This window comes from uncultured Aquimarina sp., assembly GCF_947496855.1.
Classification (GTDB): Bacteria; Bacteroidota; Bacteroidia; order Flavobacteriales; family Flavobacteriaceae; genus Aquimarina.
The window spans coordinates 958,806-973,964 of the sequence record NZ_CANMED010000001.1; the positions used below are offsets into that span (position 1 = coordinate 958,806).

The 15,159-nt window shown below is 34.0% G+C and carries 14 protein-coding genes; 10 read left to right on the plus strand and 4 right to left on the minus strand.

Features of this window, described 5'->3' with window-relative positions; translation table 11 throughout:
• Positions 1 to 139 precede the first annotated feature (139 nt).
• Positions 140 to 886, minus strand: coding sequence for a 3-oxoacyl-[acyl-carrier-protein] reductase (fabG, locus tag Q0921_RS04255; RefSeq protein WP_299253762.1), 747 nt, complete (start codon positions 884 to 886; stop codon positions 140 to 142).
• 310 nt (positions 887 to 1,196) lie between these two features.
• Positions 1,197 to 1,529, minus strand: coding sequence for a hypothetical protein (locus Q0921_RS04260; RefSeq protein WP_299253765.1), 333 nt, complete (start codon positions 1,527 to 1,529; stop codon positions 1,197 to 1,199).
• A gap of 237 nt (positions 1,530 to 1,766) precedes the next feature.
• On the opposite strand from Q0921_RS04260, the gene Q0921_RS04265 reads away from it, so the two are divergent.
• Positions 1,767 to 2,747, plus strand: coding sequence for a Gfo/Idh/MocA family oxidoreductase (locus Q0921_RS04265; RefSeq protein WP_299253769.1), 981 nt, complete (start codon positions 1,767 to 1,769; stop codon positions 2,745 to 2,747).
• A gap of 219 nt (positions 2,748 to 2,966) precedes the next feature.
• On the opposite strand, the gene Q0921_RS04270 is transcribed toward Q0921_RS04265, so the two are convergent.
• Complete coding sequence (locus Q0921_RS04270) at positions 2,967 to 3,806, minus strand: DUF2911 domain-containing protein (protein ID WP_299253771.1); 840 nt, start codon at positions 3,804 to 3,806, stop codon at positions 2,967 to 2,969.
• Positions 3,807 to 3,926: 120 nt separating this feature from the next.
• On the opposite strand from Q0921_RS04270, the gene Q0921_RS04275 reads away from it, so the two are divergent.
• The 5 genes from Q0921_RS04275 (at position 3,927) to Q0921_RS04295 (ending at position 7,722) form a co-directional block, all read left to right on the plus strand.
• On the plus strand, positions 3,927 to 4,589 hold the full coding sequence (locus Q0921_RS04275; RefSeq protein WP_299253774.1) for an MIP/aquaporin family protein: 663 nt from the start codon (positions 3,927 to 3,929) through the stop codon (positions 4,587 to 4,589).
• A gap of 145 nt (positions 4,590 to 4,734) precedes the next feature.
• The gene (locus Q0921_RS04280) at positions 4,735 to 5,229 is read left to right on the plus strand and encodes an SRPBCC family protein (RefSeq protein WP_299253777.1); all 495 of its coding nucleotides are present in this window, start codon (positions 4,735 to 4,737) and stop codon (positions 5,227 to 5,229) included.
• A 20-nt stretch (positions 5,230 to 5,249) separates the two neighbouring features.
• Positions 5,250 to 5,948, plus strand: a complete 699-nt coding sequence (locus Q0921_RS04285; protein WP_299253780.1) for an SDR family NAD(P)-dependent oxidoreductase — start codon at positions 5,250 to 5,252, stop codon at positions 5,946 to 5,948.
• A gap of 1 nt (position 5,949) precedes the next feature.
• On the plus strand, positions 5,950 to 7,257 hold the full coding sequence (locus tag Q0921_RS04290) for a deoxyribodipyrimidine photo-lyase (RefSeq protein ID WP_299253783.1): 1,308 nt from the start codon (positions 5,950 to 5,952) through the stop codon (positions 7,255 to 7,257).
• 96 nt (positions 7,258 to 7,353) lie between these two features.
• Positions 7,354 to 7,722, plus strand: a complete 369-nt coding sequence (locus Q0921_RS04295; RefSeq protein WP_299253785.1) for a SnoaL-like domain-containing protein — start codon at positions 7,354 to 7,356, stop codon at positions 7,720 to 7,722.
• A 138-nt stretch (positions 7,723 to 7,860) separates the two neighbouring features.
• Here the strand turns inward: Q0921_RS04295 and Q0921_RS04300 are convergent, their stop codons facing one another.
• Positions 7,861 to 8,739 carry a LysR family transcriptional regulator gene (locus Q0921_RS04300; protein WP_299253790.1) on the minus strand — a complete coding sequence of 293 codons (879 nt, stop codon included), beginning with the start codon at positions 8,737 to 8,739 and terminating at the stop codon, positions 7,861 to 7,863.
• Positions 8,740 to 8,823: 84 nt separating this feature from the next.
• Between Q0921_RS04300 and hutH the strand changes: the two genes are divergently transcribed.
• The 4 genes from hutH (at position 8,824) to hutG (ending at position 14,778) form a co-directional block, all read left to right on the plus strand.
• On the plus strand, positions 8,824 to 10,404 hold the full coding sequence (hutH, locus tag Q0921_RS04305; protein WP_299253792.1) for a histidine ammonia-lyase: 1,581 nt from the start codon (positions 8,824 to 8,826) through the stop codon (positions 10,402 to 10,404).
• Between the two features lie 2 nt (positions 10,405 to 10,406).
• Complete coding sequence (gene hutI / locus Q0921_RS04310) at positions 10,407 to 11,654, plus strand: imidazolonepropionase (protein WP_299253795.1); 1,248 nt, start codon at positions 10,407 to 10,409, stop codon at positions 11,652 to 11,654.
• A 123-nt stretch (positions 11,655 to 11,777) separates the two neighbouring features.
• Complete coding sequence (locus Q0921_RS04315) at positions 11,778 to 13,778, plus strand: urocanate hydratase (protein ID WP_299253798.1); 2,001 nt, start codon at positions 11,778 to 11,780, stop codon at positions 13,776 to 13,778.
• A gap of 49 nt (positions 13,779 to 13,827) precedes the next feature.
• On the plus strand, positions 13,828 to 14,778 hold the full coding sequence (gene hutG / locus Q0921_RS04320; RefSeq protein ID WP_299253801.1) for a formimidoylglutamase: 951 nt from the start codon (positions 13,828 to 13,830) through the stop codon (positions 14,776 to 14,778).
• The last annotated feature ends 381 nt before the right edge of the window (positions 14,779 to 15,159 follow it).

Genomic DNA, 15,159 nt, shown 5'->3' on the forward strand with positions numbered 1-15,159 from the left:
TTCAGATTTACAATTTTTCACTTTTCACATTTTTAAGATAATCAATTACAAACCTGAAAATAAAAACATTTAATTAAAAAGGTCTTAAACTTATTAAAAAACTATTCAAAAATCGTTAATCGTAATTCTAGAGTTTGATTTAAGTTAGCATTCCGCCGTCTACATTAAGGACCTGTCCTGTAACATAACCACTTAGGTCACTAGCTAAAAACACACAAGCATTAGCAATGTCTTCTGGCGCTCCTCCTCGCTTCAGTGGTATAGCTTTTCTCCATTCGTCAACAACCTTTTCATCTAGTTTACCTGTCATTTCAGTCTCGATAAAACCAGGAGCAATTACATTACTTCGTATATTTCTAGAACCTAGTTCTAAAGCTACTGACTTAGAAAAACCAATAATACCAGCTTTTGAAGCAGCATAATTAGCTTGACCAGCATTTCCTTTTACTCCAACTACGGAACTCATATTAATAATACTTCCATTTCGCTGTTTCAGCATTGTTCGCTGTACTGCTTTAGTCATATTAAATACACTTTTTAGATTAACTTCGATAACTTTATCAAAATCTTCCTCACTCATTCTCATAAGTAAATTATCTTTAGTGATACCCGCATTATTGACCAGGATATCTATACTTCCGAAAGTTTCAAGAACATCCTTAACCAAACTTTCAGATTCTACGAAACTGGCAGCATTACTTTGATATGCTTTGGCTTGAATACCTAAATCATTTAATTCTTTTTCTAAATCTTTTGCAGCATCTACTGAAGAACTATACGTAAATGCAACATTTGCACCATGTTTTGCAAAAACTTGTGCTATTCCTTTTCCGATACCACGAGTAGCCCCCGTAATAATAGCAGTTTTACCTTGTAAGAGATTCATTCGCTCTGTAATATTTTTTTGATTACATACCATTTATATATGATACATATAATTTTGTGTTTTCAAATATAAGAATTACTAAGAGGTCACCAACAATAAACTCTTTGATTTATATTAGGTTTTGTACACAAAAATCTTGTTAATCCCATACTAGAAATAACAGGAAGTATTTTATTTAATTAGAAACTTGATTATATGATAGTTAAGACTATTTAAACCTTATAAAACCGTTAAATTACAAGGTAACTATATTAAAAAACCTCGATTGAGTACATCGAGGTTTTTTAATATAATGTTTAAGTCATTAATACTAATGATGTACAACAGCTTCAGATCTGTATACATACATGTTCTTTTGAAAACTATGATACTTTTTCATTGTCACAAAAACTTCATCACCTATTTCTTTTGAAAACTTTACAGAATCTTTTAATAAATCTGCTGCTTTATTAATAGTTTGTTTTAGTCTACGTCCACTATCATCCAACTCTAAAAATTGTTTATGCATCTCCGGAGTGCAGGGCTCACATCGATAAGAATGTAACTCAGTAAGCATTCCAGAAAGCTCTTCTTTCATTCGGCTTAATCTAAGCGTATGTGTTTGACGGCTTGGAGATTCTTTTAGAGTAGTTTGATTTTTCATAATGGTTTGGTTTTAAAGGTGAGTGTATTAAATTTACCAATAATTAATAAGAACTCAAAAAAAATTACTAGTATATACACATGTTTTATATTTATGTTAAATAATTGAACGATTTATAAAAGAATTATCATCAAATCTGGATTAGAATTAAAAAAAACAATTCTTATACTTTATAAAATGAGGGGAAATTTCTATAAAATGTTTATATTTTTAAATAACTCTTTTAGTAATTAACTAATGAATCAGAAAAAAAAATATAATTGGGGGATCATTGGCTGTGGTAAAATTGCCCATAAGTTTGCAGAAGACTTAATAACTGTTCCAAACGCTACATTATACGCCGTGGCAAGCAGAGATCTAAAAAAAGCTAAAGATTTTGGAAAAACGTATGATGTCTACTGTTGTTATGGAAGTTACAAGGAACTTGCGACAAATCCTGAAGTTGATATTATCTATATCGCAACTCCTCATGTTTTTCACTTCGAAAACTCGCTAATGTGCCTTACTAATAAGAAAGCAGTGCTATGTGAGAAACCTTTTGCCATAAATATAAAACAGGTAGAAGAAATGATTACTGCGGCAAAAAATAATAACACTTTTTTAATGGAGGCCTTATGGACCTATTTCTTGCCTCATTACAAGTATGTTTTAAATATTATACAATCTAATGAGCTTGGCGAAGTAAAAAGTTTAAAAGCTGATTTTGGTTTTGCTAGCACCTATGATCCGGAAAATAGATTATTTAACAAAAAACTTGGCGGAGGAAGTTTACTAGACGTAGGAATCTACCCATTATTTGCAGCATTAAGTATACTGGGATATCCAGAAGAAACTGAAGCGAACGCAAAATTTAATGATGATGGAATAGATGAGAAATGTTCTATGCTACTCACCTATAAAAACAATATCCAAGCATCTTTACACTCTTCGATTACAGAAAAAACAAATACTGAAGCTATTATCCAATTAGAAAAGGGAACTATTACCATTAATAGTCGTTTTCACGAACCTTCTTCTGTCACCATCACAAGTAATGGAATTTCGAAAATACATGAATTCGCTGTAGATACAAATGGTTATAGCTTCGAGGCAATTCATGTTCAAGAAATGCTAGAACAAGGAAATATAGAAAGTACAATTATGACATTCGATAAAAGTCTACAATTAATTCGTTTATTAGATACTGTAAGAGACGAAATAGACTTGCATTACGAATAAGCTCAAAAACAATTTTTCCAGAAACTCTATTCTCTTTTGGTAGTAAAATCAGCAGTAAATTTCTCCGGGGCAAGCCCACGGAGCATTTTAAAGGAACACGTTTTCAAACTTTAAACATTTACTAACGAGGCAAGCCTCGGGGTAGTGAACCTCCTAGAATAAAAAAAGCGTTTGGTCGATTGACCAAACGCTTTTAATTTGTGCAAAAAAAAAAGATATTTATTTAGCTCCCCACTCTGCAAGAGAGTCTTTGTTTAGCTTTACATAATCTGCATTTTTAGCCTTTTCAGCAAGTTCTAAAGATGTTTTAGCCGCCTTTATTGCTCCATCTTTATCTCCAGTTTTAGCAAGAATTAAAGAATGTTGTCTATGAAACCAAAAAGCATCTGCTTTACCTGCAACAGCCTTTTCAATATGCTGTTTAGCCTTAGCGTAATCCTCAGTGTCTTTATAAAATACTGCTGCTTGATAGTAATCATTAGCAGATGGTCCAGCCATTACTGTCTCAATACTAGCAGCTGCTAATTCCTTAGTAGGAACGTTTATTTTCACAGCAGCTTCTGTTTTTTCCCAAACAAAGTTTAAATGAGCACTATCCATAGTGAAATCACTAAACATAATTGTAAAAGTCTCTACATTAAACGGTAATGTATTCACTTTCACTTTTACTTTAGCAGCTACCTTACTGTCATCCCACTCTCTTGGTGTTCCCCAGTTAGTTGCATCACTATAAAATATAACTTCCCAACTTTCTTTTCCTGGATTTGTAAAAATAGCATACGTTCCTTTTTTAAGTTCCGCATCTCCTATTTTAACGTCATCACTAAAAGTAATCTGAGTATTTTTATTAGCACCTGTTCTCCATAATTTATCATAAGGAACCAAGTTTCCAAAAATGGCACGGCCTTTCGTACTTGGACGTGAATATTCAACGGTAACATCTGTTAAACCTACTACTTGCTCTATTTTAGAGGTAGGACTAGGCTGAGGTGTTTTTATCTGAGCTTCTATCCCAAAAGATAGTAAGGCTGCGGATACAAATAAGATGATCTTTTTCATTGTGTTTAAATTTAGTCTATTAATTAGTTTACTAATGACGAAATTAACAATTACACATATATTAAGAGTTAACAAAAACTTAAAATAAGGAATGCTATATTTGCCATCATTTCTAATTGTATGAGACGTAAATATATTTCAGAGATTATAGGCACATTTTCAATGGTATTTTGTGGTACCGGTGCGATGACGATTAATGAAATAACTGGAGGTGATGTTACCCACGTGGGTATTGCTGCTACTTGGGGACTGATAGTTATGGCAATGATCTATGCCTTTGGTGATATTTCGGGAGCACACTTTAATCCTGCGGTTACAATAGCTTTTGCATATGCTAAAAAATTCGAATGGAAAGAAGTTCCTAAATATATCGCAGCACAATTTGTTGGTGCAATTGCAGCTAGTAGTATTTTACTTTTTCTGTTTCCTGATAGTGAATTCCTAGGCGGAACATTACCTTCATTTGATGATCTCAGGGCATTTATTTTAGAATTACTCCTTACCTACTTTTTGATGTTAGTCATTATTAATGTATCAACTGGATCAAAAGAAGTAGGTATGATGGCTGGAATAGCAATTGGAGGTGTTGTACTTCTAGAAGCTATGTTTGCTGGACCTATGACCAACGCTTCAATGAATCCTGCAAGATCCTTGGGCCCTGCATTATTATCTGGCCATTGGGAACATCAATGGCTGTATATGATTGCTCCAATAATTGGAGCAATATTCGCTGTCATGACCTGCAAACTTATTAAAGCAGACAATTGCTGTAAAGAATGTTGATCACACTAAATAAGATCTTTTTTCTAATATAATTAATAGACTAAACATACAAACAATATAATTTCTAATTTTATTTATTGTTTAACATTTATGATTAAAAGATTAAACAAAATGATTGTACCTTTATCCTGAAAAAGAGGTGCAAATGAAAATATATACACTAAAAGCAAAACAAAACTTACCAATTTCTCTTCAAGAAGGTTGGGATTTTTTATCAGATCCAAGAAACTTAAAGACAATAACTCCAGATTATATGGGGTTCAAGATTTTATCCGGTGCAGATAGAAAAATGTATTCTGGACAAATCATCCAATACATAGTTACGCCGGTAGCTGGCATAAAAACAAAATGGGTTACCGAAATTACTCATGCCGTAGACAAAGAATATTTTGTGGACGAGCAACGATTTGGTCCTTATGCCCTCTGGCATCATAAACATTTTATTAAAGAAATTCCAGGAGGCGTAGAAATGGAAGATATTATTGACTATAAAGTACCGTTTGGAATTTTGGGACAACTAGTACATCCTTTTTTAGTTAAACCAAAGCTAAAAGAGATTTTTGATTACAGAGAAAAAAAACTAATCGAAATGTTCGGAGCTTTCAATCATCCAACAGAAAAGAAAGTCGAACTAGTTTAATTATTTAGAAATTATACAGAATGAGAAAAAATATTTTACTTATTGGTGGTAGCCATGGCATAGGATTTGAAATCGCATTAAAACTATACAACAAACATAACATCTTTATAGCTTCTCGTACTTCTGAGAATTTAGGCAACCTAGAAGTAACGCACATTCCATACGATGCATCAACAGACGAAATTGATGCATCAAAACTACCTGAGCAATTAGACGGTTTTGTATACTGCCCCGGAAGCATAAATTTGAAACCATTCAAAATGCTCAGCCCAGAGGCTTTTCAGGAAGATATGCAGATCAATTTTATGTTCTTAATAAAAATTATACATTCTATACTTCCTCAATTAAAAAAGTCCGACCAAGCTAGTCTAGTTTTCTTTAGCACTGTTGCTGTAAAAGTTGGTATGCCTTTTCATACTAGTGTTGCAGCTGCAAAAGGCGCTATAGAAGGTTTCGCAAAAGCATTAGCAGCAGAATATGCCCCTAAATTTAGAGTAAATGTAATCGCACCTTCATTAACAGACACACCTTTAGCCAAAAGACTTTTAGGTAATGAAAAAAAGAAAGAAAAAATGGATGAACGTCATCCTCTTAAGCGTGTTGGTGAGGCAGAGGATATTGCTAATATTGCAAATTTTTTATTAAGTGATGATAGTAGCTGGATTACAGGACAAGTATTAGGTGTCGATGGAGGAATGTCTACATTAAACGTAAATTAATATGACTCAGAAAGTAAACATTTTCTGGTTCCGGAGAGATCTTAGACTTAATGATAATATAGGATTTCTGGAAGCTCTTAAAAATGACTTACCTGTTCTACCTATTTTTATTTTTGATACTGAAATATTAGATAAACTACCTGAAGATGATGCCAGATTATCTTTTATACATGATACTTTACAAAAAATACGTAAAGAATTACAGGATAATCATAATAGCTCTATTGCCTTTTTTAAAGGTAAGCCTATTGAAGTTTTTAGGAATCTAATAAGAGATCATAGTATTGAGAAAATATATGCTAATCTCGATTATGAACCGTATGCAAATAATAGAGACCTAGAAATAAGAAACCTAGCAAAAAATAACTCTATAGAATTTAGAACTTACAAGGATCAAGTGATTTTCGAGAAAAGCGAAATCGTAAAATCTGATGGAAACCCTTATGTTGTTTATACTCCTTATAAAAATAAATGGAAAGAGAAATTTGATAGGTCAAAACTAAAAACTCACGAAACCAATACATACTTAAACAATCTAATCCAAAACACTCTACTTCCAGATCTTTCATTATCGGACTTAGGGTTTAAAAAATCATCAATTAAAGTACCCGATTACCTGGTTACTCCTTCTCTTATTGATAATTATGAAGATACTCGTAATTTTCCAGCAAAGAAAAATGGCACTTCAGGATTAGGGCCACATTTACGTTTTGGTACTGTGAGTGTTCGTAAAATGATGAAAAAGGCAATTGCCGAAGAAAATGAAGTCTTTTGGTCAGAGCTTATATGGCGTGAATTTTTTATGCAAATTCTCTGGCATTTTCCTCATACTAAAAACAAAGCTTTTAGGCCAAAATATGATCGCATAGAATGGCGTAATAACGAAAAGGAATTCGAAGCTTGGAAAACTGGTGAAACTGGGTACCCATTGGTAGATGCAGGAATGCGTCAGCTTAATGAAACCGGCTCTATGCACAATCGAGTAAGAATGTTAGTGGCTAGTTTTTTATGTAAGCACTTATTAATTGATTGGCGTTGGGGTGAGGCGTATTTTGCAGAAAAACTATTAGACTATGATATGTCTGCCAATGTAGGTAATTGGCAATGGGCAGCGGGTTCTGGTGTAGATGCAGCTCCATATTTTAGAATTTTTAATCCTACGACACAAATAGCTAAATTTGATAAAAACCACGAATATATTAAGACTTGGGTTAAGGATATCAATGAGCTAACATATCCAAATCCTATTGTTAACCATAAAGAAGCTAGAGAACGTTGTCTTAAAACATACAAAGAAGCGGTCTCGTAAAAATTAAATTATAACATTTATTTAAAAATATAAATTGAAGTTTTTTGTAACTTAAAAGCGTTGCAAATTAATTATAAACCAATAAACTTCATACAAATGAATACACAAGAAGTAGCCAATCGTTTAGTCGAACTTTGCCGTAAGGGCGAAAACATGCAAGCTTTAAAGGAACTGTATGCTGATAATATAATCAGCAAAGAAATGCCTGGAGCTCCAAATGCTATAGTTACAGGAAAAGAAGCTGTCACCAAAAAAAGTCAGGATTGGTATGCAAGTGTAGAAGAATTTCATGGTGGAGAAGTTTCTGAGCCTGTTGTAGCAGAAAATCATTTTACTTGTAAAATGAAAATGGATTGCACATTTAAAGGACAAGGACGTATGCAGATAGAAGAACTAGCCATCTATAATGTGAATAATGGTAAAATAGTAGAAGAGCAGTTCTTTTATTCGATGCCTGCTCAATAAGCACTGCTCTTAAAAAATCAGAAAGCTATTAATTGTCAAACTGAGCCTTTCGAAGACAGATTACAAATCTAATCTCTAAAACTTCAATAAGTTCAGTTTGACAATCACACTTCTTTTTTCGAAAACCTATTGCGGTAACTACAAAAACCTCCTCACCTTCTCTAAAGCAGGATTACGATTATCTTCTTTCCAGATTACAGAGAGCTCTGCTCGTTGAGCTATTTTTGGGATTTCTAAAAATTTTACATCTAGGTCAAAACCATATTGTAGTGAAGTTGGCACAATTGCTACTCCTAATCCACTTTCTACCAATTTAAAAATTGTTTGAGCGTGTACTGACTTATGAGAAACTATAGGAGTAAAATCCTGATCCTCGCAGATACTCATAATCTTATCGTAATATATTGAACTATAATCAGAAGAAAATAAAACAAAATGTTCTGATGAAACCTGAGCCACGTTTCTAAAATTATACTCATTTAACTGGTGGCCTTTTGGCAGAACCAATGAAAACGTATCCGTTTGCACCGCTTTTATGCATAATCCATCAGGCACTCTTGCTAATCGAACAAATCCGAAATCAAGTTGATCACTCACAATCGCCTTTACCTGATCATAATTAGACATTTCTTCTAAGCTAAATTGTATTTTAGGATTCTCCTTATCTACTTTAACCAAAAGCTCTGGTATCACGGTCTGTATTGCTGAACCCAAAAAACCAATTCTAATCTCCCCTTCGCTTCCTTTATCAATTAATACTGTTTGTTTTATAGTAAAATCAATATGATTAAAAATATAGGCGATTTCTTTCTTAAGATACTCTCCTGCTACTGTTAAGCTAACATTTCTTTTATTTCTAATAAACAGTTTAGCCCCTATAATTTCTTCCATTTTTTTGATCTGCCTACTCAAACCAGGTTGCGAAATAAACAAGCGTTCTGCAGCTTTTCTAAAATGCAATTCTTCGGCCACAGCCAAAAAATAAGTAAAGTGACGTAATTCTAATTGATAACCCATAGTTATTAATTATTGACAAAATTAGTATTTATAAGTATTAAAAATACACATTATCTTAGTGTATACAAATATGAATAACTAATAATGTCTAGAACAACATCATATTTCCGTTTCGGAGAAGATCATTTAACCGTCGGAAAAGCCATCAAAATAGCTTCAGGAGAAATCAAAGGAATCATTTCTGAAACCTCAAGAGAAAAGATCAGGAAAAGTCGCCAGGTCGTTGAAAACATAGTGAACAAAGGTCACCCTGTTTATGGAATCAATACTGGCTTTGGCCCATTGTGTACCACTATGATTTCTAAAGCGGAGACAAAAATACTTCAATCCAATATTTTAAAAAGCCATAGCGTTGGTGTGGGCGCCCCTATTGATTCGGAAATAGCAAAACTCATGCTAATTTTAAAACTACAATCATTATCGAAAGGATATTCTGGTATTGCAGAAAGCACCTTGGATCGTATCCTTTGGCATATTGATAATAACGCAATTCCTGTAGTTCCTTCTCAAGGATCAGTAGGTGCTTCCGGTGACTTAGCACCACTCTCCCATCTTTTTTTGCCCTTAATCGGTTTAGGAAAAATTATGTATAACGATAATGAGATCGATACTTCAACTTTATTTAAAAAAACAGAACTAACTTCTTTAGATCTTGGCCCAAAAGAGGGCCTTGCCTTAATAAACGGAACACAGTTTATAGCTGCACATGCTGTAAAAGTTGTGGAAAAACTACATAGTTGTCTTTCGCAAGCAGATATCATCGGAGCTATGATGATAGAAGGGTTACAAGGCTCTGTAAAACCTTTTTTTAATGAATTACATGAATTACGCCCTTTCAAAGGAAATATTCATGTTGCTTCTAGAGTAAAATCTTTATTAAAGGGATCTGAAATCATGGAAGATCATATTGATTGCGATCGTGTTCAAGATCCATATTCACTGCGATGCATTCCTCAAGTACACGGGGCTTCTAGAAATGCTTGGCTTCATCTTAAGGAATTAGTAGAAACCGAATTAAATTCTGTAACCGACAATCCTATTATCATTGATGAAGAGCTTACTATTAGTGGCGGGAATTTTCATGGACAACCTTTAGCCATGGCAATAGATTATGCATGTCTTGCAGCTTCTGAAATTGGGAATATTTCTGACCGAAGAATATACCTGGCATTAGAAGGTAACTCTCCAGGAGTTCCTAAATTATTAATGGATGATACCGGTATTAATTCAGGTTATATGATTTTACAATACACCACCGCTGCATTAGCGAGCGAGAACAAAGGATTGTGTTTCCCTTCCAGCGCCGACAGTATTCCAACATCATTAGGACAAGAAGACCACGTGAGCATGGGGTCTATAGGTGGCAGAAAAGCATTAAAAGTGATTGAAAATGTAGAAAAAATATTAGCAATAGAACTCTTAACCGCTGCACAAGCCTTTGAATTCAGAAAACCTATGAAATCCGGTATTATTCTGGATGAAATTCATAAAACTATACGTAAAGAGGTCCCTTTTGCAGCAAAAGATCGCGTTTTTGCTGATGATATAAATAAGGGAATTGATATTATTAAAAATAAAACAATCATAACATTAGCGAACAACGTAGCAAACAAGGAGAATTTGTCTTTAGAAACTAAATTCTCTACTGAATTTGAAACCTATTAATTATGACAAAGTACAAACTTATTGGTCCTATTACGCAACTCGTATCTATGAATGGATTACCATTAAAAGGTGCTTTAAAGGATGAACAGCTCCCCATAATTCTAAATGCAGGAATTCTAATTGAAGAAGAACATATTCACTCCATTGGAAACTACATAGAGCTAAAAGAAGTTGCTAATAGTCTTAAAGCGGAAATTACAGAACTACAATCGGAGTACGTATGCCTACCCGGATTTATCGACGCACATACTCACATTTGTTTCTCCGGCTCCAGAGCGAATGATTATGCAATGCGTAACTCCGGAAAATCATATCTGGAAATTGCAAAGGCAGGTGGTGGAATTTGGGACACTGTAACCAACACAAGAACAGCTAGTCAAGAAGAACTATGCCATGGAGTGATCAAAAGAGCCAATCATCTTCTTAAAAACGGAATCACTACTATTGAAGTCAAAAGTGGTTATGGACTCTCTACTCAGGAAGAGCTTAAAATGTTACGTGCTATAAAAGAAGCCAACTTACATTTAGAATCTGATTTAGTCTCTACTTGTTTGGCAGCTCATATGCTACCAAAAGATTATGATGGGAGTCAGCAGGAATACTTAGATGAAATTGCGTCTACATTATTCCCAAAGATTAAATTAGAAAATCTAACAAATAGAATTGATGCTTTTGTGGAACAAAGTGCCTTTTCTAAAGAAGACATAGCACCTTATTTCAAGAAAGCTACAGAAATGGGATTTGATATTACCGTGCATGCAGATCAGTTTACTGCAGGCGGTAGTGAGATAGCAGTAAAAGTAAATGCAGTAAGTGCTGATCATCTAGAAGCCAGTACAGATAACGAAATTACGATGCTTGCAGAAAGTGATGTCATATCCGTTGCACTACCAGGAGCCTCCATAGGTTTAGGGTGTGATTTTACTCCTGCAAGAAAGATTCTAGATGCAGGAGGCGCTCTAGCAATTGCTAGTGATTGGAATCCAGGATCCGCTCCGATGGGAGATTTATTGACACAAGCTTGTATTTTAGGAACTTTTCAGAAGCTTAGTAATGCAGAAGTATTAACCGGAATTACATCGAGAGCCGCAGCCGCCTTAAAATTAGAGGATCGCGGCAGACTAGCACCAAGAATGCTTGCGGATTTTTGTCTTTTTTCTACCAACAATTTTAATGAAATACTATACCATCAAGGCAAATTAACTCCTTCACAAGTATGGAAACGAGGAGATGTCGTATATAAGCAATAATAAACCCTTCATAACACTCAGTATAAATACTAACAATTAAGAGTAAAAAAGTACCAAGCAAAGAGTAATGTTTCAAAAACAAAACGCTGTAGAAACTTTAAAACCTGAAAATTCAAAAACAAAATGACTTTCAAAGAACAAATCATAACAGGTATTCCAAAAACACTTCCAGCTAAAAAAGATCTTAGTCTAAAGATAAGCAGAGCACCTAAACGCAAGCAAATACTATCTATCAACGAAAAGAAACTTGCACTAAAAAATGCTTTGCGATATTTTCCAACAAATTGGCATGAAGAACTAGCGAAAGAATTTCTTGGAGAACTTAATGAATATGGTCGAATTTATATGTATCGGTTTATACCTGACTATAAAATATATGCTAGACCCATTGATGGATACCCAGCTAAAACATTACAAGCAGCAGGTATTATGTTAATGATACAAAACAACTTAGATCCTGCAGTCGCTCAACATCCATATGAATTAATAACCTATGGTGGAAACGGAGCGGTCTTTCAGAACTGGGCTCAATATCTACTTACGATGCATTATCTTGCAACCATGACGGAAGAACAAACATTACACATGTATTCTGGTCATCCTATGGGGTTGTTCCCATCATCAAAAGAAGCTCCTAGGGTAGTTGTAACAAATGGAATGATGATTCCAAATTATTCTAAACCGGATGATTGGGAGAAATATAATGCATTAGGTGTTACTCAATATGGGCAAATGACAGCAGGAAGTTATATGTATATTGGCCCACAAGGTATTGTCCATGGAACTACTATAACGGTAATGAATGCTTTTAGAAAAACATTAAAACCAGGAGAAGATAGTGCGGGTAAAATATTTCTCACAGCAGGTTTAGGAGGAATGAGCGGTGCACAACCCAAAGCAGGTAATATTGCAAAATGTATCACTGTTTGTGCAGAAATAAACTCGAATGCCGCACAAAAACGTTATGAGCAAGGATGGGTAGATGAAATTATAGACAACTTAGAGACCCTGGTTAAAAGAGTTCAAGAAGCAACTCAGAATGCAGAAGTAGTTTCTATTGCTTATAAAGGAAATATTGTAGATGTTTGGGAACGTTTTTATGATGAAAATATTTATATACACTTGGGATCTGATCAAACATCATTACATAATCCCTGGTCTGGTGGATATTATCCGGCTGGTATGAGTTACGAGGAATCAAATAAAATGATAACAAATGATCCTGACACTTTCAAAACAAAGATTCAAGAATCACTAAGAAGACACGCTACTATTATCAATAAGCACACTGCAAAAGGGACTTACTTCTTTGATTATGGAAATGCGTTTCTTTTAGAGGCATCCCGAGCAGGAGCAGATGTTATGGCAGAAAACGGAATTGATTTTAGATATCCATCATATGTACAAGATATTCTTGGACCCATGTGCTTTGATTACGGTTTTGGGCCATTTAGATGGGTATGCACTTCTGGTAATCCTGAAGACTTAGAAAAAACTGATCAAATTGCAATAAAGGTGATGCAAGAAATCAAAACAACAGCTCCAGAAGAAATTCAGCAACAAATGCAGGACAATATTACATGGATTAATGAAGCAAAGCAAAATAAGCTCGTTGTAGGCTCTCAAGCAAGAATTCTATACGCAGACACAGAAGGAAGAACAAAGATTGCTGAAGCGTTTAATAAAGCCATTAAATCAAGTGATATATCGGCTCCTGTTGTATTAGGGAGAGATCATCATGATGTAAGTGGAACAGATTCTCCTTATCGCGAAACTAGTAATATTTATGATGGTAGTAAATTTACAGCAGATATGGCAATCCATAATGTGATCGGCGATAGTTTCAGGGGCGCAACCTGGATATCTATCCATAATGGCGGTGGTGTTGGATGGGGTGAAGTAATCAATGGGGGATTCGGATTATTACTCGACGGGTCAAAGGAGGCATCTAAACGTCTAAAAAATATGCTATTTTATGATGTAAATAACGGTATATCCCGCAGAAGTTGGGCTAGAAATAAAGAGGCATTATTCGCTATTAAAAGAGAAATGAAACGTACACCAAAGCTTAAAGTAACCATTCCTAATATTCTAGACAACAAAATTTTAGACAATTTATTTTGATAAAAAATACACCTGTATAATATTTTACACACAAGCATTATTTCAGCATATGAGCATTTACAAAAAAACAGACGTAAACATTTGGACAGGACGGATATCTAATGATCAATTATATCTTCATGAAAAAGTTACTTGTATTGATTTAGAAAATGATGAACTACCTAAAAATAAGAATACAACTTTTGCCTTGTTAGGATATGCTTGTGACGAAGGAGTTCGAAGGAATTCAGGAAGAATTGGCTCAGCATTAGCTCCGGACACCATCAGAAAAATGATGGGATCACTATCTAACCACCTTAATAATGAAGTTCAGATTATTGACACTGGAAACATTTTTTGTAATAAAAATGATTTAGAACAAACTCAAAGCTACACTTTAGATAAAATATCACAACTACTTAATAATAAATATTTTACAATTATATTTGGAGGAAGTCATGATTTAGCATATGCACATTATAACGGAATAAAAAAGCATAAACCAAACACCACTATCGGAATTATCAATCTTGATGCACATTTTGATTTAAGAAAGATAAAAACTGAAGGGAACTCGGGAACTCCTTTTTATCAAATAGCAAAAGAGAACGATCGTTTCAATTATCTCTGCTTGGGAATTCAAGAAGAATCAAATAACAAAGAATTATTCAAAACTGCCAATGAACTCAAAGTGCAATATATCAAGAATACTGATTTCACATTCGAAAACAAAAAACATGTATTTACTATTATAAATAGATTCATAGCTCCGTTAGATCTTGTGTATCTAACTATTGATCTGGACGGCTTCTCTTCTGCCTATGCTCCTGGAGTTAGTGCCCCTTCTCCATTTGGTTTTTCTTCAGATATTGCTATGGCCGTTATTGAACAAATCTGCAAATCAGGTAAATTGATTAGTACAGATATCGTAGAACTAAATCCAAAATACGACATAGATAATTGTACCGCTAGATTAAGTGCTAGATTAGCTTACTATATCATGAAATTCATCCCTTCTTAATGACATCATTACTATAATAGTATTTATCCCTGATAAGCTAATTCTCAATAGCTACAATAGAAAAAAATTGTTCTAGCACTTATTTACATTCATGCTTTCTTTGACGATATTGGATTATTGTCTGGTACTTATGGGACAGCTATAACTACCTTCTTGTTAGCAGCATTAAATTCAAGCGCACTATGAGTCTGGCTTACTCCTTTCAATTATCACCTTACTATTTATTATTTTTTGGATACGAAAAATTACCAAAATATAAAACCGAATAAACATCCTAACAATAGGATAATATTACCCTTAGAAAACATAAGCTTTTTCAGTAACTAAAATCTAATTACTTTTGTATCTTCGAAAAATACGTATACAATCAATTTTCCCTTA

Coding starts and splice junctions, on each gene's coding strand:
- Q0921_RS04295 (WP_299253785.1), top strand. CDS start 7,354: ATGAATACACAAGAAGTAGCCAATCGTTTAGTCGAACTTTGCCGTAAG.
- Q0921_RS04290 (WP_299253783.1), top strand. CDS start 5,950: ATGACTCAGAAAGTAAACATTTTCTGGTTCCGGAGAGATCTTAGACTT.
- Q0921_RS04275 (WP_299253774.1), top strand. CDS start 3,927: ATGAGACGTAAATATATTTCAGAGATTATAGGCACATTTTCAATGGTA.
- Q0921_RS04260 (WP_299253765.1), bottom strand. CDS start 1,529: ATGAAAAATCAAACTACTCTAAAAGAATCTCCAAGCCGTCAAACACAT.
- Q0921_RS04315 (WP_299253798.1), top strand. CDS start 11,778: ATGACTTTCAAAGAACAAATCATAACAGGTATTCCAAAAACACTTCCA.
- Q0921_RS04265 (WP_299253769.1), top strand. CDS start 1,767: ATGAATCAGAAAAAAAAATATAATTGGGGGATCATTGGCTGTGGTAAA.
- hutH (WP_299253792.1), top strand. CDS start 8,824: ATGTCTAGAACAACATCATATTTCCGTTTCGGAGAAGATCATTTAACC.
- hutG (WP_299253801.1), top strand. CDS start 13,828: ATGAGCATTTACAAAAAAACAGACGTAAACATTTGGACAGGACGGATA.
- fabG (WP_299253762.1), bottom strand. CDS start 886: ATGAATCTCTTACAAGGTAAAACTGCTATTATTACGGGGGCTACTCGT.
- Q0921_RS04280 (WP_299253777.1), top strand. CDS start 4,735: ATGAAAATATATACACTAAAAGCAAAACAAAACTTACCAATTTCTCTT.
- Q0921_RS04285 (WP_299253780.1), top strand. CDS start 5,250: ATGAGAAAAAATATTTTACTTATTGGTGGTAGCCATGGCATAGGATTT.
- Q0921_RS04270 (WP_299253771.1), bottom strand. CDS start 3,806: ATGAAAAAGATCATCTTATTTGTATCCGCAGCCTTACTATCTTTTGGG.
- Q0921_RS04300 (WP_299253790.1), bottom strand. CDS start 8,739: ATGGGTTATCAATTAGAATTACGTCACTTTACTTATTTTTTGGCTGTG.
- hutI (WP_299253795.1), top strand. CDS start 10,407: ATGACAAAGTACAAACTTATTGGTCCTATTACGCAACTCGTATCTATG.